Here is a 24,486-nt window from a genome sequence, read left to right as displayed (position 1 = left end):
GTTGGATACTAGCCGCGGTCGGTGGAGACACGGACCGGAAAGCTTGAGACTATGCGTTCAGCGTATATTCGGTGCTGATTTCCATATTGAGCGCTTTGGATATCGGGCAGTTTTCCTCGGCATCCTTCACCAGCTCGGCAAATTTTTCCTCGGTGATGCCCTCTACGGAGGCCTTGAGCACGAGGTGGGATTTTTTCAGGGTGCCGTCTTCGAAGGTGATGTTGGAAGTCACTTCAAGTTCCTTCGGGGGAAAATTGGCTCCGGAGAGGTTGAAGCTGAGCTTCATGGCAAAGCAGCCGGCGTGCGCTGCTGCCACCAATTCCTCGGGATTGGTGCCCACGCCATCCTCAAATCGGGTGTTGAAGGAATACTGGGTTTTGTTGAGAACCGTACTGGCGGTGGTGAGGTGGCCTTTGCCTTCTTTGCCGCTACCGTTCCATACGGCGGTTGCTTTTCTGATCATGTGATTAAAGAGTTTAGAGGTTAAAAGATAAGGTTTAAAGTCTATTTCGGGGATTAAGGTTTCGGTTCCCAAGATGAAATTAAGACTCTACGCTTCAATAAAAAAGCATTTTGCCAAGTCGGACTTCCGCCGACTCCAGTTTGGGGACTGATCTAGGCGCAGAGTGGGCCTGTTGCAAACCGAAAAAGAAAGGGTGATGTACACTTAGCCTCGGCGATGGCGATTCAGGGAAGCATTTTTTCCACCTTGCCCTCTTCGGCAGACGGCGCTTCCACTTTGAATCCCGCCAAATCCTGAAATACCTCCAGGTATTGCTCGGTGACGTAGTCCCAGTTGTATTTTTTCACCAAGCCGCTGCGCGCAGTAGACCGGAAATAATCCATCCGCTTTGGGGTGCTCTCTGCCGCCTCGGTGATATCCTTCACGGACTGGGCATCCTTCTGGAAATACCAGCCATGCTTGCCGTTTTGAAGCATCTCCTGATTGAAAGGGGTATCCAAGGCCAAGATGGCACATCCATAGCCCAGCGCCTTGAGCATGGCGGGGTTGGTCCCGCCAAATTCATGCCCGTGGAAATAGGCGTAGCAGTGGGAGTACCAGGCTGCCAGTTCGTTTCCATCGGTGATATAGCCCAAGAACAGCAGGCGGTCATCGTCGATGTTTTTCAGAAGGGTCGCATAGTCGTCCAGGTAGGGCACGTCGCCCACGATGACCAGCTTTCTTTTGGAGTCTGACTGGAGAAATCCCCGGATGATGATGTCGGCATTGTTGTCCGGTATGAGGCGCCCTACGATCAGGAAGTATTCCTGGGAACTGATTCCCCATTTTTCTATGTAGGACGGATCCGCGTCCTCCACGGGGTTGGCGCCATAGGCGATGACCTTGGACTGGGCGTTGAAGAGCTCCTTGTACACCCGCTCCATTTCTACCGAATCATTGATGACTTGGTCGTAAAACCTGGTTGCCATGCGCGAAGCCCAGAAAAAGTACCGGGATCCGAATCCCCGCCATTTGGGCCGGAGCCACTCCAAGCCGTCCACGTTGATCAGCGTCGGCTTTCTAAAAAAGCGGGAGATCATCCCAAAGGGGCCATTGGCACTGTTCACCACAAAAATGACATCCACGTCCGACAGGCAGGCATGGATCATCGAGAAGAAGGTATGGGAAAGCTGGGTCAGGTATTTGGACTCGATGGCGGGCGTATAGATGCATTCTATCCCGTTGACATATCTGGGTTTTTGGGGAAAAAGCGCCCGGTGGTTGTAGACTCTGACATGCACTCCCTTGTGCACCAGCCGCTCTCCCAACTCCCTGACCATGGTATCATATCCTCCATACACATAGGGATAGCCCTTAGCACCCATGATGGCTACTTTCAGTTTCTTCTTAGATTTCGCCATAGACGGATTTTATTTTTTCCTCGAAAGCCTCCAAACTGTATTCCAAAAAAACCCTAGCTCTTCCGGCTTCGCCAAGTTCCCTTCGCAATTCGGGACTTACTATCAGTTTCTCAAGGGTGTCAACGCCTCTTTCTATATTTCCCACAGGTATCAAAAATCCGGTTTGTCCATCTACCACCATTTCCGCGGCCCCTCCTGAAAATGTCGCCACTACGGGTTTGGCAGAGGCCATCGCCTCCAAAATTACGGTAGGAAATGAATCTGGCAAAACCGAAGGTAAAACAAAGATATCGAGCGCCTTCAATATCCGGGGAATATCGCTGCGAAAACCCAAATAAGTCACCCGCCGCGAAAGTCCTTTTTCGTCGATCTTGCTCTGAATCTCCTCCAAAATGGGCTCGTACCCCGGAAAGGGATCGCCCACCAGCACAAAATGGCTGTTCGGAAATTTCTGGGCAATGCGCTCCGCCATTTCCAGAAAGAAGAGCTGCCCCTTTCCCGGATTGATCCGGCCCACCATCCCGATCACCACCTGGTCCCCTGGAAGGCCCAGCTTCGCTTTGGCCTCGGGATGCTCCTCCAGAAACTCCCCATAGGGAATCCCGTTGTGGATGACTTGGATTTTGGATTTTTTCAAAAGCGGCTGCCAATGGCGGGCTACGGCCTCGGAGACCGCGATGGGCTTTGGCGTGGTATGGTCGAGCATGCTGGCAAGCATCTTCACCAGAGGGGCGGGCCCGGGCAGGATTTCATGGATGTGCCATTGGTGGGGCAGCTGGTTTCGCTTGGCCCAATACGCGCCCACGATGACCGCCAGGGTATTGGAGTACACCGACCTGAAGCGGTACTTTTCGTGCAGCCCACTCAGAAAGCGGTAGGCCTTGAGGTTTTTGTTGAGCCGGTTGATCAGGCCAGAGGGGTTGACATACCTTCTTCGCAGGATACCGAGATTTTGGATGTACACGGGAAAGCCCTCGGCACGAAGAAGCTCCTCCAGGGCCCCCGGGCCGGTCAGCACGACGACGGGATGGTACCCTTCGCGCCGATACAGCCTCAAAACCTGCAGAATGATCTTGCCCGAGCCATAGAGCTCGGAGGAGCTCTGCAAAAAAAGTACGTTGCCTCCTTTAGCCATTTCTTTTCAGATAAATCCCGACCACACCAGACCTAGCGACCAACGAAGAAAGTCCCTCAAGCGTTGCCGCGAGCGGCAGCACCAAGGCCAGGGACAGCATCAACCCAAGCGACTTTTTCTGCTTTAGCCTCAGGATGAGATTCTGCCGGTATCCCAGCTTTGAGAGCAAAGCCTGAACCATCCCCAAGACACCCAAATGAACCGAAACGCTACGGAATCCTACCGGGTGATAGCCCATTTTGGAAAATTCCCTGACAAGGTCGGGCTGCGTCCAGTGGGTCAGGTGCTTGGGGATGTCCCAATGCATCCAGTTTTTCCCAGCCAGCGAGGCCTGCCAAGAGTCGGCGCGGGGCACTTCGATATAGACCAATCCCGCCGGCGAAAGGTTTTTCCCCAAGAGTTCGCCCATGAAGGCCATGGGATCCGGCAGATGCTCCAGCACATGGTTGAGGCTGATGAAGTCAAAGTCGCCCGCTTTGATCACGCCGCCCTGGTAGTATTCGTCCAGGACGTCCACCCGATACTTCTCCCGGGCAAAATCACTTCGTTCCCTTGCCGTCTCGACTCCCAGCCCAACCCAGTCCAGCCCCTTGGCCACGGCCAGAAACTGCCCTTTTCCCGAACCAAAGTCGAGAAGCTTTCTGGCTGACGGGCTGATTTTGCGGGCTTGGCGCAGGACTTTTTTGGCTTCGGAAAAGATGATCCGCTCAAAGAGGCTCTTCCTGTTGTCCACCACGGCATAGACTTCATCCGAATAGAGCGCTGCGGCATCCACATCCTGCGGCAGGTAAGTCCAGCGGAGCCCGCAGGAATCACAACGGCAAATGGACTGGGGTTCCGGATGGTTTTCGGGGGAAGTCCTACAAACGGGACAGGTAATTTGCCTCATGAAGCGAGTGGCGAGCGGAGGATAAGCTCCTGAAAAGCTGTGATAAATTTCTTTGTTGAAAAGTCTTGGGATCGGGCATGGCCAGCGTGGACTAGACTGGCTACCCTGTCTTTTTCACGCTCCAAAAGTACCATTTTTTCCGTCAAGTCGGACTGGACCCCAGCGGAGAAGGATAGTCCCGCCCCACCGGCTACCTCCATCAGCGCTGGCTGGTCGGAGTGGATCACGGGTAGGCCACTGGCCATTGCCTCCAAGATGGGAATGCCAAAACCCTCGTTTTCGGAAGGGAAAACATAGGCAAAAGCGCCCTCGTAGAGCGCCTTGACCTCTTCGTCGGAGAGATATCCCGGGAGGAGTATGCGATCTTCCATCCCCATCTCCCGGATCATCTCCTCCACGATAGGCAGGTCGTTCATCACTTTGCTCTGGCCGGGGCCACCTGCCAGTACCAGCTTTTTCCCCGACGGGCTCTTTGCCATATAATCCGCATAGGCCCTGACGAGCAAAGGCAGGTTTTTCCGCTTGTCAAATGTGCCGATATGGAGGAAGTAATCTCTTTTTTCCAAGTGGTTTTGGGCCAGGAAGTCGGGAGAAAAGCTCCCGTTCAGATGCTTGGGAGCTTGATAGACCACGGATATGGGGTTTGTGGAGCCCAGATGCTGGAGGAGTGAATTTTTGGAGTATTCGGTAGTGGTGACGATCTCGGTATCTTCTTTTAGGCCTTTGCGGATGAGGCTAAGGAAGTATTTTCTCCACCATTTGGGATAGTTTTGGGGCATCTGCCAAAAGAAGGCGTCGTGGATCACCGTCAGGCGCCTACAGGACAGGCTTGCCGCAGGAGACACAAAATCCGGGCAGACCAGCACATCCGGCTGGTGCTTTTTTACGAGGTCGGGCAGCTGAAACTCCTTCCACCGAAAATAATCCAGGTGGTAGTTCAGCTTTTGGATTTTGCTCTGGGGGCCTTTGTAGGTCTGGTCTTTGGCCTGCTCCTCGGGCTGATGGGTAAAAATCCACTCGATCTCCGGATGGGGGTAATCCCTCACTCCCTGGGCTAGCTCCAGCATGTAGGTTTTGATCCCTGTGGTGGCAACGTTGAGGTATTGGAGGTCGAGTAAAACTTTCAAACCGGTGGATTTTGGCCAAAGATACGGAGATTCAACCAAAGACATTGCCAGTCTATTCCAGCGTCAAATTACAGGCTTCCTAGCACAGGATTGTGGCTTTGTCCTTCAAAATTTCTCCTAGTCGCCGTCAATACTCCGGCTCCTGGATAGCCCACTGGGATTTTTGGGCGAGCCGCACGACCACTTCCAGATCGTCGGCAAAGGTCTTGGTGGTATTGCCTATCCGAGACAAAAGCTTGAACATCAGATAGGGCGATTTCAGTTCGTGGTTTTTGTAGTGATAGGGGTGGATCTCCACCTCAAAATCCGGGGAAAGCGCCTGGAAATAGCCACGGATCTCCTTGGCTGAGTATTCCTTCCAGTGGTGGCCATAGGTCACCTTGGAAAGGATATCGTCCACGGTAATCCCAATAGATCTCATCAGAATCGCATTTTTGAGATTGCGTATATAGTTGGGCAGGGCAAAGGCGTTGGGCGTGGAGATATAGATCATCCCCCCCGGCTTCAGGAGCTGGTAGATCCGCTTCCAGAAGACAATGGGATTGAATGTAATGTGCTCCATGATCTCGGTAAAGACCACCAAATCGTATCTATCCACAACCTCGGCAAATCGCTCTAGCTTGGAAAGCTCATTGTTGACAATAGGATTCAGGCCAAACTTTTCCCCCCTTGCCTTGACAAAGGGCAGATCCCAAAATTCAGCGACATCCATCGCATCGACTTGAAAGCCACGGGATGCCAACAATATCGACGTATGCAGGTAGTGGCTACCGATCTCCAGCACGCGACGGTCGGTGCCCGCTGCAACATTCCCTTCCAAAAATCTGTCGAAACGTCTAAAGCGCTCTCGATGAAAGTCGAAATAGGCTTTCTCGTTGGCACCGGACTCTGGAGTGCTGTCGATCTCCGCCTCCAATTTTTTTATCGCATCCATTGGTTTAATACTCATCTCGGCGGGCTCAGCCCGGCCTTTTGGTTTTACTAGTTAGCATGGTCGCCGGAGTGGGCGACTACTTTTTACACACAATCCATTGATTTACCTGGAAAAAATTCTGGACCAGCCGGTTTACCTTTTTGCCCAGAGGCATGTCATAGCGGATCAGGTTGCCCAGTTTTTCCCCCAAGGAATGGGTGAAATGGTCTACAACTACCAATCCTTCCTCCTCGCAAAGCGATTTCAAGACAGCTTTTGGAAAAATAAACGTATGCTCCAATCCGTCGATCACGTCTGGCACGTTCATCCGGACCAGCTTTGCCCACCTGTGAAACCGATACAAGTTGCTGGAAATATCGGGAGTACCTATGGCTATCAAGCCTCCGGGCTTAACGATACGTCGCATTTCTTTGACATAAGCCCGAGGATCGAGGACATGTTCGATCACATGCGAAATATGTACAAAGTCGAAGAAATCATCCGGAAAGGCTGCCGACCATACGTCCCCCCGAAAGGTGTTTACCTCGAAATGCTCCGAAACGAAATCAAGAGCGCCCTGGTCAAACTCGGTAGCATACAGCTCGCAACCCAGCCGATTTGCGTAGGCCAAGCCTAAACCTAGGCCACAGCCCACGTCCAAAAATTTCATCCCACCAGCCAAGCCATCCAGGTACCTTGCTTCCCTTTTTATTGTTTCGGGGGAAATAGTCTTGATCCTGGCAAAGTGCTCCAGCATAAGCGCCTTGTAGCTCATGGCCTCATAGTGGTCCTTCTCGTAGTAGTCGGTATAGTAGGACGCAAGCTCTGCCTCATCTGCCATAGGATTGGCAAACACCAACTTGCAGGCATTGCACTGTACTCTGGAGATGTGGGGGCCCTTGCGTATGGTGTCTATCGCATAGCCACGCAGACTTTCCGAATGGCATATCGGACATTTTCTATGAAGGATCATCTAGTTTGTTTTCCGTTTTCTTTAGAAGAGAATATTCATTCACCGCGACCCCGATCATCCACCAAGAGATCCAAGACACGTAGGTATATATTTCCACATTGGCCGTGAAAAGGGGCAAAAGCAACCCTACTTTGACCACTGCTCCGGTAAAGGCAATTCTGGCGACGCCGAGTTTTTCCGTATCGTGAAACACGCTGACGGAGTTTTTCACACCGGATGCCAAGAGAAAAATATAGAGCAACATGCCCAGCCAGCCCAACTGCACCCCATAGATCAAAAATTGATTTTCGCCGCCTACCCGCAGCTCGTCGGACACGCTTCCAAAATTACCGCTCATGGCCAGACCTATGCCCAAGGGGTTGGCAAACATTGAGTCAAGGGCCAGCAGCCACTCGACCACGTGTCCCGCGCTGGAGTCGCTCTCGAAGGTCAGCGTGTCCAAGACAAAGTAGTAAAAATCTTCCGACGCAAACAGCAGCACATACCCCACAAAAGCCAGCAACACGGCAAAACCCAAGCCGATCAGCTTGTAGAGCCGGAAGACCAGTGCCACAAAAAAAAGCATGATGAAAAATGCCCCAAAAGCAGCGCGGGAAGATGAAAATACCAAACTGCCCAGCGAGCAGCCCATCACCAATAGATAGGGCCAGCCATACTCTCGCTTTGAGGTCAAAAACCATATCAGTCCCGCTGCAAAACCCATCAGCACGGAGCTGGCCAGCTCCAGAGGGTCGGAGAAAAACCCAGCCAAACGCTTGGTCACCGCCTGGGTCTCAAAGGTCCACGTCAGTCCAAAATGCCCCGAAGGCTCGATGTCATTGATCACCTGATTGTAAAGTGCGTAGCCGCTGAACTGCTGCAAATGGGCACCGAGGACAAAGTGCTCGATGCAGTTGACCACAAAAGCACCGATTGCCACCAAGAAAACAATCCTGAAAAACCAGCCCACCTCTTCCTCGTCAAACTGTGTATTCCTTCCCAAAAAATAAACCAAGCCGGGGATCAGCATAGCCTTGAAATAAAGTGCCTTGCCTATGAAGGACGTCTCTCCCAAAGGCAGTAGAAGGTACAAAAATGCCAAAGCCAGCAAAGCCAGCATGAGCCAGTCCGTGGACTGAAGGCGGAGAGGGTAGTCAAAAATCTTCCTTTGGTAGAAAATGAACACCAAGACGGCCACCAAGACCACGACTTCCTTTAGCACCTGGAAGATCCCCAATACCTCCGGAGATCCAGTGGCCAAAAAAACAACGCTGAGGCTTGTGATATAGAATGGCAGGAAGGCTGCGAGGAAAAACACAAACCAAGACCACCTTCTCTTAAAGACCATCTCCTGCATGACCCACAGAAATCCTATACCCACTGTCAGGGCAATCGCTATGAAGAAAATCAGGGCCATTTGGGTGCGGATTTTAGAGGTTCGGTCAGCCCGTCGACCATTCCCTTGGCTACGGACTTCATTTTCTCAAATCTGCCACGGGCCAAAAAATAGCCCAGCCAGAGTACAAACCGAAGGCTGTGGTAAGCGAAGCCTACCGGAACATAGATCCCTTTGAGGCTTTTCCTCAGGAGGAAAAATTGATTTCTGACGTGCAGGTAAAAAACCCTCGGACTCAAAACTCCTTCAGCATGTTTTTTCTTGGATGCAGCACCTGCTTCATGATAGATCACCGCCCGCTCCGCCAGACCTAAGAAGAAGCCCGCCGCCCGGAAACGCAGCGACCATTCCACGTCCTCAAAGTAGGCGAAATACTGCTCGTTGAGCAGCCCAACCTCCAGCAAGGCCTCTCTCGAGATCAGCATACAGCAGCCCGTAGCCCAATCCAGATCCTTCGCAAACCTGAATCCGGCGAGGGGCTCTCTGTCCCCCAGCGTCACGGCGCGCCCCAGTGAAGGAATCCATTTGCCTCCGGCACTCCATATCTTCTTTTTTTCTCCCAGAAAAAGGATCAATGGCTGTACCAGTCCCAGCCGAGGCTGCTGACGGATGCGCAGCATCATCTCCCCCAAAAAGTCCGGCTCTACTTCGGTATCATTGTTCAAAAGGAGCACATGGCTAAATCCTTGGACCAGGGCAGCCCGAATGCCCATATTATTTCCCCCGGCGAAACCGAGGTTTTCTTCGTTTTGGATCAGCTCCAGCTCAGGAAAGAGGCTTTTCAGTTTTTGCCCCTCCTGGTTTTGGGAGGCGTTGTCGACCAGAAAGATCTTGTAGCTTGGGAAGTCCACCTGCCTCAGCGAGGAAAGACAGGCTTTGGTAAAGTCCAAGCCATTCCAATTGACCAAAATGATCGCGACCGATGCCTCAGGAATAAAAACCATGGAAAAGGCTACGCTTATACCGGTACAGCAGCACCAGGCAGATTAAAAACACCACGATCTCGGTAGAGATGATCCCTATGCACAGACCAATGCCCCCCATCAGGGAGGTCAGTAGTGCCGTGACACCCAGCATATATACGCACATCATCCAGCTTGCTTTGAAGAGCAGCTCCTTCAAGTCAGAGACCAGCATGATGGTCACATTACCGATGTTTAGGCAAGCTAGAAACGGAACTGCCGAGAGCATCTGCAGGTAGGTGACCGACTCCTGCAGCTCCGATTTGGAAAGCACGCTGATGATGAACGGTGCCGCCAAGTAAGTACCGCCGGCAATCAGGGCCCCTGAGAGCAGCACACGCAGATACACCCCCCGCAGAAAGAGGAAGAACTTGCGCTCGTCTTCCTTATACAGTTTGGACGCATTGGGAAAAATCGCCTGCACCACCATCGCCGGAAAAAGGCGAAGGACCATAACCACCCGCTCGGCCAGGCTGTACATTCCCAGCGTCGCGGCCGTGGAAAAGAAACTCAAAATAATCAGCCCTCCGTTGATCGACAGGTGGCTGGCTAGACTGCTGAAAAACAACAGCACATTGTCCTTTAGGCTTTTCCATATCGCAGCAAACTCAGGCCGAAAGAACTTGATCCCCAAAAAGGAATGGATGTAGCCCAGCAATAGCAGATTGACTCCCAAACCCAGAAAGCCCATCATGAAATTGACCCATTTGCTCTGCTCGGGATCGTGGATAAACAGGACGATACCCATCAGAAAAAGAAGCTTGGAAAAGACATTGGCCACGGAGACCAGTTTCATCTTTTCCATCCCCTGAAAAAACCACAGTGGCAAGGCGGCCTCCGAAAACAACAGCAACAACGAAAATACGAGGATGGTGCCGTACTCGCTGAAGAGCCCCAAGCCAAAGACTCCTATCAAAATAACCAGCGATGCCATGCTGGCCAACAAAAACTTGGCGGAAAATACGTTGGAAACGATGTGGGATAGGGCCGTCTTGTCCTCGCTGTTCAGCGCCACTTCCCGGGGAGCGGCCAGATTGTAGCCAAAGACCACCAGGATATTCAGCAGCACGATCACCGACAGGGCCAGGTTGACCAGTCCAAACTGATCCACGCCTATGCTCTGGATCAGCAGGGGCATGGAGATGATGGAGATCAGGACGTTGGAGGACTGGATAAAGGACAGGAAGAGGAAATTCTGGATGGACTTGTTCCGGATGAAATTTCCAAGGGGGATGAGGAGGTTTAGCTTTTCCAACATGGCAGCTCAGGGCTTAGCTTTCCTGCACATGCTTGTGGTACAGTCTTCGAAAATACAATCCAAAAAACACCAGCAAGCCCGCTATCACCGCTCCCAGCACCATCCCTTTCACCAGCCGGATCTCGGAGCGCTCCAGCGGAAGCCTCGGGGAATCGATGATCTGGATGAGGGGGGAGTTGTTGCGGTGGTTGACCTTGGCGATTTCCAGGTTTTTGACGATCTCCTGATACACCGCTCCGGTGGCCTGCACGTCGATCTGCCGCTTCCTGCTCTCCACCGTCGCCGAACTCAACAGCGGGTTGGCGTTGGGCACCCGGTCGGTTGCGCTGGCATAGGCTCCGATGCTTTCGTCGAGGATCGCCCTCACGCTGTCCGCTTGGGTTTGGAGTATGGCCAGGTTTTCGCCGGTCTTCTTGGTCTTGGTCTCAAAGTAAAAGGTGTTCACCTTCTCCACCAGCTTTTCATTAAAGGCCTTGGCAAAGAGCTCATCCTTCGAGGAGATGCTCACTTGGATGATGCTCAGCTTGCGGTCGGGTTTGGCCACGTTGAGCTGGTTTTCGCGGATCAGCTTAGCGACCTCCTTGACCACGGAGTCTTGAGTCACGGTGAAGTCCTCCCTCGGAATGCCAAAGTCCAAGCCCGCAAAATCCACCTTGGAGGCCCACTTTTGATCCAGCTTCTGAAAGGCCACATAGCGGTCGATCAACAGCTGCCCCTCGCCAAAGGGACTCAGCAAGGTCTCGCCCAGCATGCGGTCGGAGCGGTAGAGCTCCATGATGTTGTCCCCTTGGAATAGGCCACTGGTGCTTCCCAGAGACCCGAGGTTTACGCCGACGAGCGAAGCAAGTCCTGACATTTGGCTGATTCCCCCGCTGTCGCCCTCTTCGAGCACAAAAGACGTTTCTGCATGGAACACGGGCTTTTTGAAAACCGAAACGACCGCTCCCAAGCCAAGGCCCACCAATGCTGCCAAAAGAAGTATTTTCCATTGGGAAAGGAAAAAAGCCAACCACTCCCGCAGGTTTTGGATCACCTCGCTGAGCGTAAACTGACTGTCGGAAAAGTGCTTGGATCCTGCCATTACTCCCAGTTGATTTGTGAAATGACCAAAGCCAAAGTGGCCAAGCCGGTGGTGATGCCCACGATTTCCCCGAGTCTCAGGGGAACTTTAGGACCTTTGGTCGGTACGATAACTTCGGCTCCCGGCTCTACAGGAGGGAAGTTTTTGATGCCAAAAAGTCCCTTGGTGCGTTTGACGGCACCATTTGCATAGACCACGTAGGTTTGCTTTCTGTTGGCCCGGCGCTCAAATCCTCCGGCACCGTTGATGTAGTGCTTCAGGCTGCGGCCGCCTTCGTAGCGCAGGGTAGTCGGATAGACCACGTCCCCGCGCATCCTCACGGTCTGCAGCAGCTTGGGTACGGAGAGGATGTCGCCCTCTTCCAAAATCAAATCCTCGTCCGACCCGGGATTCTGGATGATCTTGGCCAAGTCTATTGCGACCGCTTCGGCTTCCTTGAGCTTCACGGCGACTCCTGGCGTACCGGCGGCGATCTGGTCCAGCGATTCTTTCTTCGCATTGGCCAAAAGGGTATCGACCGGGTTTACTTTCTCCCTTGGAAGATCCCTGAACAGTCGCTGCAGCAGCTCTTCTTGGGCTTCGGAATTGTTGGGATCCTCCATCAGGCGCATTTTCAGGCCCTCCAGGTTGCGCTGTCGGCGGATCTGCTCAGACTCGGTATTGAAAAACTCCGTTCGGCGGATCAAGGTCGCCCCCTTTGCATAGGCAAACTGGTTGAGTCCGCCTGCTCTTTTCACCAAGTCGGAGATGCGCTCCACACTGTTTTGGATGGCAAAGATCCCAGGGGCATTCACCTGGCCTTCCACTGCCACGAGACGCTGCATGGTGAAATTGGCCCTTTTCCGCACGATCACCTGATCAAAAGGCTGGAGGGAAGGCGATCCGGCGCTGATCGAGAGGTCAGCATTGACCTGGCTAGGGATGATATCCGAAAGCGTCCCCAGATCTGAATCCTCCAACCTTCTGGCAATTTCTATGTCCTGGGGGTTGGCCGACTCCTGAAAGCCGCCCGCCAAGATGATCAGCTCCTCGATCTTCATGGATTCCGAGTAGGGGTAAGTCCCCGGCTTTTTCACCTCCCCGAGGATCTGGACGTAGCGCTCGTTTTGGATGTCGTAGATGCTGGAGATGCGCACGACGTCCTCGCGCTTGAGCACGATGTCGGGCGCGGTACCGGCGAGGACGTCCCGAAGGTTGACCTCGATCATCTCGGTGCTGAGGTCGGCTTTGGTACGCAGGATGCTGGCCCGCTCGGTATAGGCATCGCCTCGTAGTCCCTCGGCGTTTTTGACCAGCTGGGAAAGTGTCAGTCCCTCGCTGAGCGCAAAAACACCCTGGCGGTACACGGCTCCCTTGATCTGCACGCGGTTGCTGTAGCGATCAAGGATACGGCTGACGGTGATCTCATCCCCGCCTTTGAGGATAAACATGCCGAATTGGTTTTGGTACACATCCGACACCGAGCGCTGGTTGCCGGTGATGCGGGAGATGGCGATGCGGTCCTGAAAAGCCAGATCGGTAAATCCCCCCGCGTAGCCCAGCAGGTCTTCGAAAGTGTCGTCTTTTCCGATCTCAAACGTCATAGGGCGCTTCACCTCTCCTTTGACTTTCACCCTGGAAAGGAAAGGCGAGACCAACACCACATCCTGGTCCTGAAGCTGCAGGTCGAGATTTGCCGTGCCTTTGACCAAGAGGTCGTAGAGGTCGATTTCCGCGATGGTCTTTTTGTCCCGCACCAACTTGATCGCCCGCATCGTCCCGTTTTCGCTGGGACCTCCGGCGGCATAGAGCGCGTTGAAAACCGTGGAAAAGGCGCTGAGCGTAAACGTGCCCGGCAGTCTCACTTCCCCGAGGATGTGGACTTTGATGGTGCGCACATTTCCCAAAGTCACCTGGAGAAAGGTACTGGGATTGCTGCCCGAAAGCCCAGGATAAAACCTGCCCACGCGGTTTTTGATGATGTCGGTAGCGGCTTCTATGCTTTTGCCGGACACCGAGATCGGGCCGATGTTGTCCAAGAGGATAAAGCCGTCCGGGTTGACCGTGGCCTCGTAGTACTGCTCCGACTGCCCATAGATATCCACAAACACCACATCACCCGGGCCGAGAATGTAGCCTTTGGGAGTGGCTTGGTTGAGACTCGGCTCAAAGCTGAGGCGGCGGTTTTTTTGGTAAAACAAGGAAGTACCAAAGATCTCTCCCGCTCCGTCGCCTGGAAGGATTTCGGCTTGGGGCTGGTAGATGCCTCGGGTGATTTCGTTGATGTCGAGCTGCTGCCGGGGATCTCTACGGGACGCGTTGGTGCTGCGCTTGGCCGAGCCGCCCATATCCAAGTCCTCGATGCGGTTTCGGAGCTTTTCGACCTCGGAGGAAGGCATGCCACGGAGCTGGGCCATCTGGAGAAAGTCGTCGACGCCCAAACCCGCCTCATTGGCACGCTTCACGAGCTCGGAGACCTGCTCATCGGAGAGCTCGTCCACTTTGATGGTCGTCAGGTCGGTGTTTTGCTGGGCGATCGTCTGGGGAACTGAGGCGATCAGCAAGATCACCAAGGCAAAAAAATACCAGATTCTTGAGTATAAAATCATGTTATAAAAGACTGTTCCGGGTGAATATCGGGCAATTTGGGAGTTAAAAATCCGTGAATTTCTTAATTCTACCAAATATAGCTCCAAAATCTAGGCTTTGCCTCGGTTAGCCGACCAGCTATTCACTGCAGTTCCTACAGATCTCAATCTCGCTTCGGTCACCCAGCAGCTGCTTTCGAAAAGCGAAATAAACGTCTGATTTCCAGATGGAATCCATACTGCTTTGCTTCAGCTCGCCCATCACATGGCTGGCGTCTTTGTCAAAGCAACAGGGGACGACCTTGCCGTCCCAAGTCACCACGGCCCCCTGCCACATGCGCCAGCACTTGTTTTCGGGCTTTTTTTTCAACTTCCACTTTCCCTCTCCAGCCGGGATGTAGCGGGAAAAAGCCAGATCCGAAGGGATCAGCTCCGAGCCGTTTTCATAGTCGTAGATCTGGGTGGTCTTGAGCTGGAGCTCGTCCACGCCGACTTCTTTGGCCCAGGTTTTCAGCGCGGGAACTTGCTGTTCGTTTTGCCCGGTGACCAGGAATTGTAGGACGATCCTCGGGAAATGCTGACGAGACTTTTTTCGCTCCGCCACCAAGAGCTGGAGTCCCTCCTGCACTTTGGCCAGCTTTCCCCCGACGCGATAGCTTTCATAGACCTCTTGGGTGATGCCGTCCATCGAGACGATGAGCTGCTTCAGGCCGCTGGCGAGGATGCCTTTTACCTGTTTTTCTCCTAGAAAGTGAGCATTCGTAGAAGTAGAGGTGAAGATGCCCCGGCGGTCGGCGTAGCTGACCATGTCCAGGAAGCGTGGGTTGAGAAAAGGCTCGCCCTGGAAATACAGATGGAGCCAGGTCAGGTGGCCTTTGACCTGGTCGATCACCTGCTCGAAAAGCCTGTCCTGAAGCATGCCTGTAGGCCGGGTGAAGGAGCGAAGTCCGGATGGGCACTCCGGACAGCGCAGATTGCAGCTGGTCGTGGGCTCGATGCTCAGGGTGGTGGGCCGACCCCACATGAGGGGACGAGCGAGGATTTGGCTGAGGTGAAAGGAACTTCGCAAAAGCGCATAGTTGACCACTTTCGCCAAAGTCAATTGCCGCAAAAAAGCCCATCCGGTGATCCATTGGTTTTTCACGGGGGGAAAATACAGATTATGTGGTTGGATAGTGTGATTTCTTTCGACATCGGGACTTTGACCCTTCCCTGCCTCCTGACTTCCCACATCCTTCCTTTTTCCTTACTTTTGAGCCCAAACCCTGAACCCATGAGGCTTCGACCACTAGCTTTTTTGATTCCCGTGTTGCTCTTTGCTTTTGCCTGCGGCAAAAAGGACGAGACCTGCGAGCTCGATCCTGAGATCTTGGCCCAGGATTTGGACTTTGGCATCACCCGGCTGGAGGACGAGTTTTTCGCAGCCAAGACCACCGAAGATTTCGGCTTTCTCTTGGAAAAATACCCGGATTTCGCAGAAGTCTATCTGGAGAAAAACACCTATCCCTCTGCCGATTCCCTGGCCTCCAGCCTGCTGGCCATTCACCAGGACTCGGCGATGCGTGTGCTCTATGACTCGGTCAAGGTGGAATATCCTGACATTTCGGACATAGAAAAAGATCTCGAAAACGCCTTCAAATACATCAAGCATTTTTTCCCTGAGTTTAAAGTTCCGAAGGTCTACACCTTTGTCTCCGGTCTCAATTCTGACCTCGTCGTCACCGAGGAGATGATCGTCATTGGCTTGGACTATTTTCTTCCAGCCGACCATGCCTTCCAGCCGGATATCGCCCGTTACATGGCAGAGCGCTATGAGAAACCCTACCTCGTCCCGATGATCGTGCTGGCGATCTCTTCCCAATTCAATACGGTAAACCCGAAGGACAACACGCTCCTGTCCGAGATGATCTACTATGGCAAGGCCTACCACTTTGTGAAGGCCATCCTGCCCTGCACCTCTGACCAATACATCATCGGCTACAGCCCTGCTGAGATCGCCGAGTGCTATGACAACGAGGAGTTTATCTGGTCGCACTTCGTGGAAAACGAGCTGCTCTACGAGACGAATCCATTCGAGATCCGCAAGTACATCGGCGAGGCGCCCTTTACAGATGCGATCTCCACCAAGGCACCCGGAAGGCTCGGAAGATGGCTGGGCTGGAACATCGTGGACGATTATCAAGTCAATCGTGCCGTGACGCTACCCGAGCTGATGAAGGAGTCTGATGCCGAGACCATCTTCAGGCAGTCCGGATATCGGCCTCGCCGCCCGGAGTAGGCCTGGATTCGGGGGCGATGACCTCCAAAAGCCGACTCACCGCCAGCTCCTTTGAAAAATAGGTTTCGGCCAGTTTCCTGGAGTTTTGCGCCATTTGGCGGAATTTGCTTGGGTTTTGTTCCAGCTGTTCCAGATTTGAAAAAGCCCTCTCCATCTTGCCGGGTAGGCAGGAGATTCCCAGTTCGTGGGTTTTCACCAGCTCATAGACCCAGCCCTTATGGTTGACCAAAATGGCCTTTCCGGCGGCCAAAGCGTCAAAAAACTTGTTGGGGCTGTTGGTCTTCAAGACCGGCAGATGGGCGAAGGAAATCCAAGCCAAATCGGCAAGACCCAACACGTCGTTGACTTGTTCTTTGGGGCCAAAGGGGATAAAGTGCAGGTTTCTGAGCTGTCTTTCCTCGACGGACTTTTTCAGCTTTTCGGCATGGCTGCCAGCTCCCATGATGAGGAAATTCCAGTTCTTTCCCTGCTTTTTCGCCATTTCCGCCAAGTCCAGGAGCTCCTCCACCGCATTCACCTTCCCCAAAGCGCCCGTGTAGGCGATGGTCAGGCCTGCGCTAAGCCCGAGTCTGTCGGCGAGTTTTTGGTTTCTCTCTTTTGGGAAGAAAGTCTCCAAGTCCGAAAAGTTGGGAATCAGTGCGACGGATTGGTCTGGGCTGGTCTTTTGCAAGTGGGCTGCAATACCGGGAGAAAGGGCGACCAGGCTCAGGGCTTGGTCATAGATCTTCCTTTCCAGCGCGTAAAGCCACTTTTTCAACATGGGATTTCGGATCGCTCCAACTTGGATCGGCGCTTCTGGCCAGAGGTCCCGCACTTCGAAAACGTAGGGCAGAGCTAGTTCTTTTTTTGCCCAAAGCCCAATCCATCCCGTAGTCAGCGGCGTGGAGGTGATGTATAGCAAATCTGGCCTTCGAAGCTTAGGAAGCAGTTTTTTTGCTTTGGCCACAAAGCTCCAAAAAGCCAAAATCCGCCTTACGAACCCGAAATCCTGCTCGTAGGGCACGGGCAGGTAGTGCACGCGAATCCCGTCCACCCAGCGCTGGTCGTAGCCCCTGCCGTCATGGGCCGTGATCAGGTCCACCTGGATACCGGCCTGCACCAAGCCCCTGCCCAAATGGTAGGACCTGACCGCCCCGCCCTGCTCGGGGGTGCGAAAGTACTGATGCACATAGACTATCCTCATAGACGGTGCAATTTCACCCATTCTGCGAGAAGAAACAGATTGTAGAGAGCCAAAAAGTTGGTCTTGGCCTGCTGCTCGGGTTTTTTCAGGGTTTGCCTGATGAGCTGTGAAAAATGATCCCCGTGGCTTTGGTCAAAACTTCGAAGGGAATCAAAGACCCGGGTGGAAAAAGTGTTTTTCCCCGCCAGCCACTCTTTCAGCGGCAAGCCAAAGCCGAATTTCCTGCGGTCTGCCACCCAGGCGAGGCCGTTTTCCCGAAGCATATTCTTGATCCAGGGCTTGCCGCTCAGCAAGGCCGGATCCTCCACCCTATGCCACAGGCCGAGAAGGGAAGCATCCAGATAGGGCGAGCGTCCCTCGACACCATGCGCCATAAGGGCGTTGTCGTGGATTTTTAGCACGTCCTGCACGAGATATACCTGCCGGTCAAAATCCAACATGCGCTTGTACTCCGGCAGTTTGGGGTTGAAAATCCGAGAATAGTCGGCCCGCATATCCGCCGGGGGATTTTGCAGGGCGGAAAAGTTGAGAAAGGTCTGGTTGGGGTCTGGGGCTATCCCGCCCATGTATTTTTTCCAAGCCCTGCCAAAAGGGAATCTGCCTAGAAGTCCCGCCCACTTGCCCCAAAAGGCCTGCTGCTCCATGTACCTGCCAAAGGCTGCGTGGCGCTGATAGCCTCCCCAAAGCTCGTCTGCGCCCGCACCGGAGATCAAGACCCGGGTTTCGGCTTTTGCCGTTTTCCCGATCATCCAGGTCAGGAAGCCTGCGGAATCGCCGATCGGGAGATCCACGCTTCGCAGGTAGTCTTCCCAGTTGTCAAAAAAAACGCCTTGGTCCACATACACCAGACGGTGGTCTGCCGGAACCTGCTTGGTCAATCGGATGGCGGCGTCTGCGTCGGCGTATTTTGCCCGGTATTTCGGCTCCAGCTGTATGGTGTAGGCGGGGAGCTGGGTTCCTGTTTTTTGGTACCAAAGTGAATAAAGCAGGGAGCTGTCCGCACCTCCGCTGAGCAGCATGCCTACCGGCACGTCTGCCCTGAACTGCCGGAGCACCGCATCCTCCAGCAAATCCCGAAAGACTGCCTGCGAAGGCATGCCCTCAGGGCCTTTTGGCAGGGGCAGGGTGTCCCATCGGAATGTATGGTGGCTGAAGATGAGGCTGTGGCGGCCGGGTTTCCAAGCACGGATGCCCCGGAACAGGCTCTTTCCCGGCAGGACCGTCCTGAAGTAAAAGTAATGCTTTACCTGCTCCCAGTCTGGCGTGAAGTCATGAAGTCCCGCAATTCCGCGAAGCTCCGAGGAAATCATCAGCGTATCCTGGCTCTGTGCATAGTACAGCGGTTTTTCCCCGTTTCTGTCCATGGCCACCAGCACAGACTTGGCGATCAGATCGATATAGATGAGGGCAAACATGCCTTCCAGCTTTTTCAAGCCTTCCTGTCCAAAATGCCTGAGGTAGTGCAGCAGCACTTCGGTGTCGGAACCGGTACTGAATTCCACCCCCATTTTGCGAAGCAAGCTGCGCAGGCGCTCAAAATTGTAGATCTCCCCATTGAAGATAAGTAGGCTCTTGCCATCCGGAGCCCAAAAAGGCTGGCTGGCGTCCACACCGGGATGCAACACTTCCAGCCTGTTGACCCCTATCCACAGTCCCGTCCAGGGAGAATAGATGGCCGACTGGTCTGGGCCACGATGATGGGATGCATCGACGAGACGCTGCACCGCCGCTCGGTTGGCTCCCTTACCCCAAATCAGATGGATTCCGCACATCAGAGCTCGCTTTCGTCTAGGATAGCCTTGCCTTGGTTCTTCTCAAAGTACTTGCAGAAGTGGGTGATCGTACATTCCTCGCACTTGGGCCGGCGTGCCAGACAGACGTAGCGTCCGTGCAGGATCAGCCAGTGGTGGGCGACGTGGATATACTGCTTGGGGATGTGCTTGACGAGCTGCTTTTCGACTTCGAGCGGGGTCTTGGCAGTCATCGGGACGAGGCCGAGCCGCCTGGAAACGCGAAAAACGTGGGTATCCACCGCCATATTGGGCTGATTCCAGACTACGGAAGTGATGACATTGGCGGTCTTGCGGCCCACGCCGGGCAGCTTGATCAGCTCGTTGACCGTGTCGGGGATCTCGCTGGCAAAGTCCTCCACCAGCATTTTCCCCAAACCCAACAGGTGCTTGGTCTTGTTGCTGGGGTAGGAGACCGACTTGATGTAGGGATAGAGTTCGTCGAAATGCGAGGCCGCCAAATGCTCCGGAGTCGGGAAATCCCTAAAAAGCGCCGGCGTGACCATGTTGATCCGCTTGTCGGTACACTGGGCAGAGAGCACCACGGCGACGAGGAGTTGAAAAGGGTTTTCGTAGTGCAGCTCCGTCTCGGCGGCGGGCATAGCGGATGAAAAATGGGAAATAAAGGCCTCGAAGCGCTGTTTTTTGAGCATGCGTGGGGTTGGTATTTGGAAGGGAAAGTTAAGGAGAAAGGGCTTGTGGGGCAAAAAGTTTCCCAACTCGACTATATTTACCGCTAAGCACAAGCTAGAGGACTGTCCTCTGCAAAAAAACCACTAAAACTATGCTATTCGAACTAATGGGCTGGCTGGGTGCCGTACTGTATATTATCTCCTACTTCCTATTGGCCAGGGGCATATGGAAGCAGAATCAGGCCAGATACCACGCGATGAACCTATCGGGTGCGGCCTGCCTGATCATCCACGCCATCTACCTTCATGATATGGCCAATATTTTGGTCAATGCGGTATGGGCAGGGATCGCACTGGTGTCGATCTACAACTTTTCCACTTCACTGCTGCGCAGTAAGGCATAAACCTGATTTTTGAAATAAGCCACCTTGGTGTCGTAGTCAGCCGGGTCATCTACCATGGAGAGGTAGAAATAGGCGCCCTCCACGACTACAAACACCTGCTCGGCCAGCATGGCCGTGTCTTTCCCTTCCATCTCGGGACTCCCGTCCAAAATATCCTTCAATGACTCTCGAAGCTTGTAGTGCAAAATCCGATATTCGGTTTTGATCTTTTCGTTTCGGAATATGAGCGCAAAGCAGCTGTAGTACACCCCGTCGTCAAAGAGCAGGTTCCAATTTCGGGAGAAAAGCGTCTCCACGATCACCGTGAGATCGACTTGGCCCAGCTCTTCCAGCTGCTTGGTAATCGGCTGATAGATCAGCAGGTATTTCTCCAAAATGTAATCGATCAGATTGGAAATCAGGATCTCCCGCGTGGGAAAGTAGTGCATGATCAGGCTCGGCGGCATGTCCAGATGTTTGCCGATCTTGGCAATGGACGTGTTTTCCAGACCGTTGATGACCGACAGTTGATAGAAGCCTTCGATGATTTCCTTTTTCCTAGACGTAGAGATTTTCTCTTTCATGGATTTCAATTTGTTAATGCAAGAATAATCCTGATTTCTTGTTTTTCTAAGTTTAGCGACCTTATATTTCGAAATATAATATTGAATGAATGTTCAATATAAAGTACAAACGCCGCTTCTCACGCCCGCGGACAAATGTTTCTCAACATTAATCTCTGAGTAACAGCACATCGTGCCCGTAAGCGGTGGGAGCAAAAAAGGATTCACTCTCGCACCACCAAAAAACATGAAAAGAAGAGCATTTTTCGGAAAAGCCGGCCTCGCCGCCGGTACACTTTTGACCAGCGGAGCGGCCTATGCCGAGACAGAAGGCAAGAAGGCCTCGCTGAAAGTCGCCCACATCACCGACGTACACATCCGCCCCGAGGAGAATGTCCCCCAGCGCGCCATCGCTTGGCTGGAAAAAGTAAAAGCACACCAGCCCGACTTTTTCCTCAACGGCGGCGACACCATCAATGACGCCTCCTACGACGGTGTGAGCCGTGAGCGAACGCTGGAGCAATGGGAAGCTTGGGACGAGTTTCGCAGCAAGATTTCCGACTACAAGGTCTATAGCTGCATCGGCAATCACGACTCTTGGTGGGATGTGGAAGACAAAGCCGATGAGATGTACGGCAAGCCCTATGTGGTCAGGCGGCTCGACATCCCATCCACCTACTATAGCTTTGACAAGGGCAATTGGCACTTCATCATCCTCGATGGGAACCATGAGGGGATCAGCTTGGGCGAAGAACAGATGACCTGGCTCAAGGCCGATCTGAAGGCTTTGGCACCGAATACACCGACGCTGATCATGTCCCACTTCCCCATCACCTCGGTCACTGACGCGCTCGTGGGAGGACAGCACAAGGATCACCGGGAGCTCAAGGCGCTATTTTACAAGCACCGGGACAAAGTGAAAGTCTGCCTCAGCGGACACCAGCACATGCTGGATCGCGCTTGGTACAATGGCGTACACTATTTCTGCAACGGCTCCCTGAGCGGTTTCTGGTGGGGAGAGGGCGATGAGCAGTCCGCGGGCAAGCAGTATTATCTGGAGACCCCTCCAGGTTATGCGATTTTGGAACTGTTTGACGATGGTGAAGTGAAAAACACCTACTATCCTTTGGCGTAGTCCATTTTTTTGGACAAAATTCCCGGCGATTACCAGCGATTAGTGTGATGTTTTTTGGAAAAATGAAGAAAGATAGCCTAAGCCTCTACCTGACAGGATCAGTGTGGTTTGTTTGCATCAGCTTGCTCGGAGCCTGCTCATCAAAGCAGGGGCTGGAGCTGAGCACCGAATACTTCAAAATCAAGGTGGATGGGCGTGGCTACATCACTTCCATGCAAAACATCACCGTATCGCCAGCTCGGGAATTCAGTCCGGAGGAAAAGCCCTCGCCTCTTCTGAGGCTGTATGACGAAGAGGAAGGAAAGTACTTTGAGCCAATCAAAGCAGAGTTTGGTCAGGAAGACTCCCAGCTCAAGCTAAGCTATGGGAATGGTGCGGTAGCGACGGTCTTGGTCGAGGAAAAGGAAAAATACCTCAAAATGACACTCAACGCTCTCGCCGGCGGCGAAGAGATAGACGACGTCCAATGGGGCAGCTATCACACCTCGATCACCAATTTGATGGGCGAGATCATCGGGGTAGCTAGGGACACCAGCGAAATGGTGAACTATGCCATCGGAATGCTCGCACTAGACGATAATACCTTGGGGGGCTTGTCCAAGACTGTAGGTGACGCGGCTCCTTTCCAATACATCATCCATTCCCCTGATTCGGCGAGCTATCCGCTGCCAGACCATCTGCACGAAGGCCAAGTCTTCACGCTCGGCGGCGATGGAGTCAATGATGTCGCCTTCTACGCGCACAAGGAGCCCTACTACCGGATCATGTATGGCAATGCCGCCCAGGTGGACGACCAGGGAAGGATTTCGATTGCCTACCATTCCCGAAATCGGGATAGAGCGCGGGAAGTCCTGTTTTCCCTCATTCCCAACATGGAAGCCAATATCCCCAACCACCTGGAAGTGCAGCCCGTGCCTGGAGTAGGATTTATCGGTTCGTCGGTGGCGCTATGGGGAAGTCCCGACGATCTGGCCTTGATGGAAGTGATTCAGAGCATCGTGCTCGACGAAGGGCTGCCTTATCCGACTTTTGAGGGAAAATGGGTAAAAGACCCCACGGCTTTCAGGCCGGATGCCTGGGCTGATGGGGGCGTGTACGACAGCTTGATTTCCTACACGGAGCGCCTGGGCTTCAAGACGATCAGCCTCTACGACCAGGGCTTTTTGAAGCCGGATCGGGGAAATGATGGATATCTCGATGGAAAGGACTTTGGCAACAAGCCGATTAAGCTGAAATCCGGAAATCTTTCACATAAAGAATATGCGGATTTAGCTGCACAATCTGGCATTTCCATTGGCAGAACCAGCATCACCACTTCTTTGGCGCAGGGTACAAAAGACGCCAGTCCCATCCCCAGCGACAGCATCTGGTATCAGCAGAAGCGACTGCTGGCGAAGGCTGTCACCGCGGATGACTCCTTGATCTTTGTCGATGACCCCACCTATCTGGACGAAATCGGCAGCTGGGAAGGGCACACCAAAGAGCTGAATATCATAAAGATCGGGAAGGAACTGATCCACTACTTGGGTGTGTCTGAGACTGCTCCCTATCGCTTGCTGAATGTCACGCGTGGGTATTGGGACACCGAAAAAGCCAATCACGCCCAAAACGACACGATCTACAAGCTACAGGTGACCGTGGGATGGGGATACGCTGGGCTGGTGCCCAATCTCCAGCTCCAGGATGAGATCGCCAAGCACTATGCGGATATCTGCGCGGTCAACGGGCTGGGCTACTATGATTTTGACGGACAGGAGTTTTTGTTTCACAACGGGCACGGGTATTATTCGGCCAAGCGCTTTTTCCGGGGGATGTTTGAGCAGGCCAAAAAGCATGGACTTCCGCATATCCGCTTCACCGGAGCGACCCTTTCGGAGGGATCTTGGCACTACCAAAGCATCTGGAATGTCGGCGGAGGCACCAACCTCTACGATGCCAAGACGCGAGAGTGGGGCAGCAGCACCAGCCAGGGCAAAGACCTCCGGGACGTGACCTACGCCAACTTCTTCCCCGTGGGGATGGGCGTCAATTTTAGGATTCAGAAAGATTCCAAAGTCGAGGAGTACGAGCACATCCAGGCCGTCTCCGTAGGCATCGGCTCTACCTATAGCCTAATCCTCAACCAAAAAGACGTGGAAAGCTGCCCCCAGAAGGAAGCGATTTTTAGGGTAATCCGGACTTGGGAAAACGCCCGCTCGGCGGATGCTTTTCCTAGCGAAGTCAAAAAAATGCTGGTCGATCCCCAAAGGAGCTGGCGACTGGTGGAAAAGGATAAGGACCATTGGGAACTGCTGGAACTCGTCGGAAGCGAATGGATTCTAAAACAGGCTTTGGCGCGGAAGCAAAAAGGCTGATCAAGTTCTTGGCAGATCAACAAGC

At 53.4% G+C, this 24,486-nt stretch carries 21 protein-coding genes; 4 read left to right on the top strand and 17 right to left on the bottom strand.

The genetic code is table 11. The features are described from left to right. Window positions 1-49 precede the first annotated feature (49 nt). The 13 genes from J0A68_RS01925 to J0A68_RS01865 form a co-directional block, all read right to left on the bottom strand. Window positions 50-463 carry an OsmC family protein gene (locus tag J0A68_RS01925; RefSeq protein WP_206576497.1) on the bottom strand — a complete coding sequence of 138 codons (414 nt, stop codon included), beginning with the start codon at window positions 461-463 and terminating at the stop codon, window positions 50-52. A 224-nt stretch (window positions 464-687) separates the two neighbouring features. After that, a complete protein-coding gene (locus J0A68_RS01920; RefSeq protein ID WP_206576496.1) occupies window positions 688-1,863 on the bottom strand; it encodes a DUF1972 domain-containing protein in 1,176 nt (391 codons plus the stop codon). Next, window positions 1,850-2,998 (bottom strand): glycosyltransferase family 4 protein, encoded by a 1,149-nt coding sequence (locus tag J0A68_RS01915; protein ID WP_206576495.1) that lies wholly within the window; start codon window positions 2,996-2,998, stop codon window positions 1,850-1,852. Before J0A68_RS01915 ends, J0A68_RS01920 begins: the two co-directional genes overlap by 14 nt. Beyond that, on the bottom strand, window positions 2,991-3,887 hold the full coding sequence (locus J0A68_RS01910) for a class I SAM-dependent methyltransferase (protein WP_206576494.1): 897 nt from the start codon (window positions 3,885-3,887) through the stop codon (window positions 2,991-2,993). The genes J0A68_RS01915 and J0A68_RS01910 overlap by 8 nt, the downstream gene beginning before the upstream one ends. Next, complete coding sequence (locus J0A68_RS01905; protein WP_206576493.1) at window positions 3,884-5,014, bottom strand: glycosyltransferase family 4 protein; 1,131 nt, start codon at window positions 5,012-5,014, stop codon at window positions 3,884-3,886. Before J0A68_RS01905 ends, J0A68_RS01910 begins: the two co-directional genes overlap by 4 nt. 127 nt (window positions 5,015-5,141) lie before the next feature. After that, window positions 5,142-5,948 (bottom strand): class I SAM-dependent methyltransferase, encoded by an 807-nt coding sequence (locus J0A68_RS01900; protein WP_236021318.1) that lies wholly within the window; start codon window positions 5,946-5,948, stop codon window positions 5,142-5,144. 76 nt (window positions 5,949-6,024) lie between these two features. After that, entirely contained in the window at window positions 6,025-6,900 is an 876-nt protein-coding gene (locus J0A68_RS01895; protein WP_206576491.1) for a class I SAM-dependent methyltransferase, read from the bottom strand. Continuing rightward, entirely contained in the window at window positions 6,887-8,296 is a 1,410-nt protein-coding gene (locus J0A68_RS01890; protein ID WP_206576490.1) for an O-antigen ligase family protein, read from the bottom strand. The genes J0A68_RS01895 and J0A68_RS01890 overlap by 14 nt, the downstream gene beginning before the upstream one ends. Next, window positions 8,287-9,219, bottom strand: a complete 933-nt coding sequence (locus J0A68_RS01885; protein WP_206576489.1) for a glycosyltransferase family 2 protein — start codon at window positions 9,217-9,219, stop codon at window positions 8,287-8,289. Before J0A68_RS01885 ends, J0A68_RS01890 begins: the two co-directional genes overlap by 10 nt. Next, the gene (locus tag J0A68_RS01880; protein WP_206576488.1) at window positions 9,203-10,495 is read right to left on the bottom strand and encodes an oligosaccharide flippase family protein; all 1,293 of its coding nucleotides are present in this window, start codon (window positions 10,493-10,495) and stop codon (window positions 9,203-9,205) included. Before J0A68_RS01880 ends, J0A68_RS01885 begins: the two co-directional genes overlap by 17 nt. 13 nt (window positions 10,496-10,508) lie before the next feature. Next, window positions 10,509-11,576, bottom strand: a complete 1,068-nt coding sequence (locus J0A68_RS01875) for an exopolysaccharide biosynthesis protein (protein WP_206576487.1) — start codon at window positions 11,574-11,576, stop codon at window positions 10,509-10,511. Then, window positions 11,576-14,164, bottom strand: a complete 2,589-nt coding sequence (locus J0A68_RS01870; RefSeq protein ID WP_206576486.1) for an SLBB domain-containing protein — start codon at window positions 14,162-14,164, stop codon at window positions 11,576-11,578. Before J0A68_RS01870 ends, J0A68_RS01875 begins: the two co-directional genes overlap by 1 nt. 118 nt (window positions 14,165-14,282) lie before the next feature. Further along, on the bottom strand, window positions 14,283-15,287 hold the full coding sequence (locus tag J0A68_RS01865; protein WP_317195080.1) for a radical SAM/SPASM domain-containing protein: 1,005 nt from the start codon (window positions 15,285-15,287) through the stop codon (window positions 14,283-14,285). A 129-nt stretch (window positions 15,288-15,416) separates the two neighbouring features. Here J0A68_RS01865 and gldB point away from each other — a divergent pair, with 129 nt between their 5' ends. After that, a complete protein-coding gene (gene gldB, locus J0A68_RS01860; protein ID WP_206576485.1) occupies window positions 15,417-16,421 on the top strand; it encodes a gliding motility lipoprotein GldB in 1,005 nt (334 codons plus the stop codon). Here the strand turns inward: gldB and J0A68_RS01855 are convergent. From J0A68_RS01855 to nth, 3 genes are read right to left on the bottom strand one after another with little or no spacing between them, the layout of a single operon-like run. Then, window positions 16,384-17,604 (bottom strand): glycosyltransferase family 4 protein, encoded by a 1,221-nt coding sequence (locus J0A68_RS01855; RefSeq protein ID WP_206576484.1) that lies wholly within the window; start codon window positions 17,602-17,604, stop codon window positions 16,384-16,386. The genes gldB and J0A68_RS01855 overlap by 38 nt on opposite strands. Next, entirely contained in the window at window positions 17,601-19,376 is a 1,776-nt protein-coding gene (asnB, locus tag J0A68_RS01850; RefSeq protein ID WP_206576483.1) for an asparagine synthase (glutamine-hydrolyzing), read from the bottom strand. The genes J0A68_RS01855 and asnB overlap by 4 nt, the downstream gene beginning before the upstream one ends. Further along, entirely contained in the window at window positions 19,376-20,047 is a 672-nt protein-coding gene (gene nth, locus J0A68_RS01845) for an endonuclease III (protein WP_206576482.1), read from the bottom strand. The genes asnB and nth overlap by 1 nt, the downstream gene beginning before the upstream one ends. A gap of 131 nt (window positions 20,048-20,178) precedes the next feature. On the opposite strand from nth, the gene J0A68_RS01840 reads away from it, so the two are divergent. Next, complete coding sequence (locus J0A68_RS01840; RefSeq protein WP_206576481.1) at window positions 20,179-20,430, top strand: CBU_0592 family membrane protein; 252 nt, start codon at window positions 20,179-20,181, stop codon at window positions 20,428-20,430. Here J0A68_RS01840 and J0A68_RS01835 read toward each other — a convergent pair. Beyond that, the gene (locus J0A68_RS01835; protein WP_206576480.1) at window positions 20,391-20,993 is read right to left on the bottom strand and encodes a TetR/AcrR family transcriptional regulator; all 603 of its coding nucleotides are present in this window, start codon (window positions 20,991-20,993) and stop codon (window positions 20,391-20,393) included. The two genes, J0A68_RS01840 and J0A68_RS01835, sit on opposite strands and share 40 nt — an antisense overlap. Window positions 20,994-21,219: 226 nt before the next feature. Here J0A68_RS01835 and J0A68_RS01830 point away from each other — a divergent pair, with 226 nt between their 5' ends. Beyond that, the gene (locus J0A68_RS01830) at window positions 21,220-22,107 is read left to right on the top strand and encodes a metallophosphoesterase family protein (protein WP_206576479.1); all 888 of its coding nucleotides are present in this window, start codon (window positions 21,220-21,222) and stop codon (window positions 22,105-22,107) included. A 62-nt stretch (window positions 22,108-22,169) separates the two neighbouring features. Then, window positions 22,170-24,461, top strand: a complete 2,292-nt coding sequence (locus J0A68_RS01825) for a hypothetical protein (RefSeq protein WP_206576478.1) — start codon at window positions 22,170-22,172, stop codon at window positions 24,459-24,461. The last annotated feature ends 25 nt before the right edge of the window (window positions 24,462-24,486 follow it).

It is taken from the genome of Algoriphagus oliviformis (genome assembly GCF_017254915.1).
GTDB classification, from domain to species: domain Bacteria; phylum Bacteroidota; class Bacteroidia; order Cytophagales; family Cyclobacteriaceae; genus Algoriphagus; species Algoriphagus oliviformis.
This window is presented reverse-complemented; position numbering and strand designations above follow the sequence as displayed.

Bases quoted from the DNA above. Each gene is read 5' to 3' on its own strand.
- J0A68_RS01925 (WP_206576497.1), bottom strand. From the start codon at position 463: ATGATCAGAAAAGCAACCGCCGTATGGAACGGTAGCGGCAAAGAAGGC.
- J0A68_RS01920 (WP_206576496.1), bottom strand. From the start codon at position 1,863: ATGGCGAAATCTAAGAAGAAACTGAAAGTAGCCATCATGGGTGCTAAG.
- J0A68_RS01915 (WP_206576495.1), bottom strand. From the start codon at position 2,998: ATGGCTAAAGGAGGCAACGTACTTTTTTTGCAGAGCTCCTCCGAGCTC.
- J0A68_RS01910 (WP_206576494.1), bottom strand. From the start codon at position 3,887: ATGAGGCAAATTACCTGTCCCGTTTGTAGGACTTCCCCCGAAAACCAT.
- J0A68_RS01900 (WP_236021318.1), bottom strand. From the start codon at position 5,948: ATGGATGCGATAAAAAAATTGGAGGCGGAGATCGACAGCACTCCAGAG.
- J0A68_RS01895 (WP_206576491.1), bottom strand. From the start codon at position 6,900: ATGATCCTTCATAGAAAATGTCCGATATGCCATTCGGAAAGTCTGCGT.
- J0A68_RS01890 (WP_206576490.1), bottom strand. From the start codon at position 8,296: ATGGCCCTGATTTTCTTCATAGCGATTGCCCTGACAGTGGGTATAGGA.
- J0A68_RS01885 (WP_206576489.1), bottom strand. From the start codon at position 9,219: ATGGTTTTTATTCCTGAGGCATCGGTCGCGATCATTTTGGTCAATTGG.
- J0A68_RS01880 (WP_206576488.1), bottom strand. From the start codon at position 10,495: ATGTTGGAAAAGCTAAACCTCCTCATCCCCCTTGGAAATTTCATCCGG.
- J0A68_RS01875 (WP_206576487.1), bottom strand. From the start codon at position 11,576: ATGGCAGGATCCAAGCACTTTTCCGACAGTCAGTTTACGCTCAGCGAG.
- J0A68_RS01870 (WP_206576486.1), bottom strand. From the start codon at position 14,164: ATGATTTTATACTCAAGAATCTGGTATTTTTTTGCCTTGGTGATCTTG.
- gldB (WP_206576485.1), top strand. From the start codon at position 15,417: ATGAGGCTTCGACCACTAGCTTTTTTGATTCCCGTGTTGCTCTTTGCT.
- J0A68_RS01855 (WP_206576484.1), bottom strand. From the start codon at position 17,604: ATGAGGATAGTCTATGTGCATCAGTACTTTCGCACCCCCGAGCAGGGC.
- asnB (WP_206576483.1), bottom strand. From the start codon at position 19,376: ATGTGCGGAATCCATCTGATTTGGGGTAAGGGAGCCAACCGAGCGGCG.
- nth (WP_206576482.1), bottom strand. From the start codon at position 20,047: ATGCTCAAAAAACAGCGCTTCGAGGCCTTTATTTCCCATTTTTCATCC.
- J0A68_RS01840 (WP_206576481.1), top strand. From the start codon at position 20,179: ATGCTATTCGAACTAATGGGCTGGCTGGGTGCCGTACTGTATATTATC.
- J0A68_RS01835 (WP_206576480.1), bottom strand. From the start codon at position 20,993: ATGAAAGAGAAAATCTCTACGTCTAGGAAAAAGGAAATCATCGAAGGC.
- J0A68_RS01830 (WP_206576479.1), top strand. From the start codon at position 21,220: ATGAAAAGAAGAGCATTTTTCGGAAAAGCCGGCCTCGCCGCCGGTACA.
- J0A68_RS01825 (WP_206576478.1), top strand. From the start codon at position 22,170: ATGAAGAAAGATAGCCTAAGCCTCTACCTGACAGGATCAGTGTGGTTT.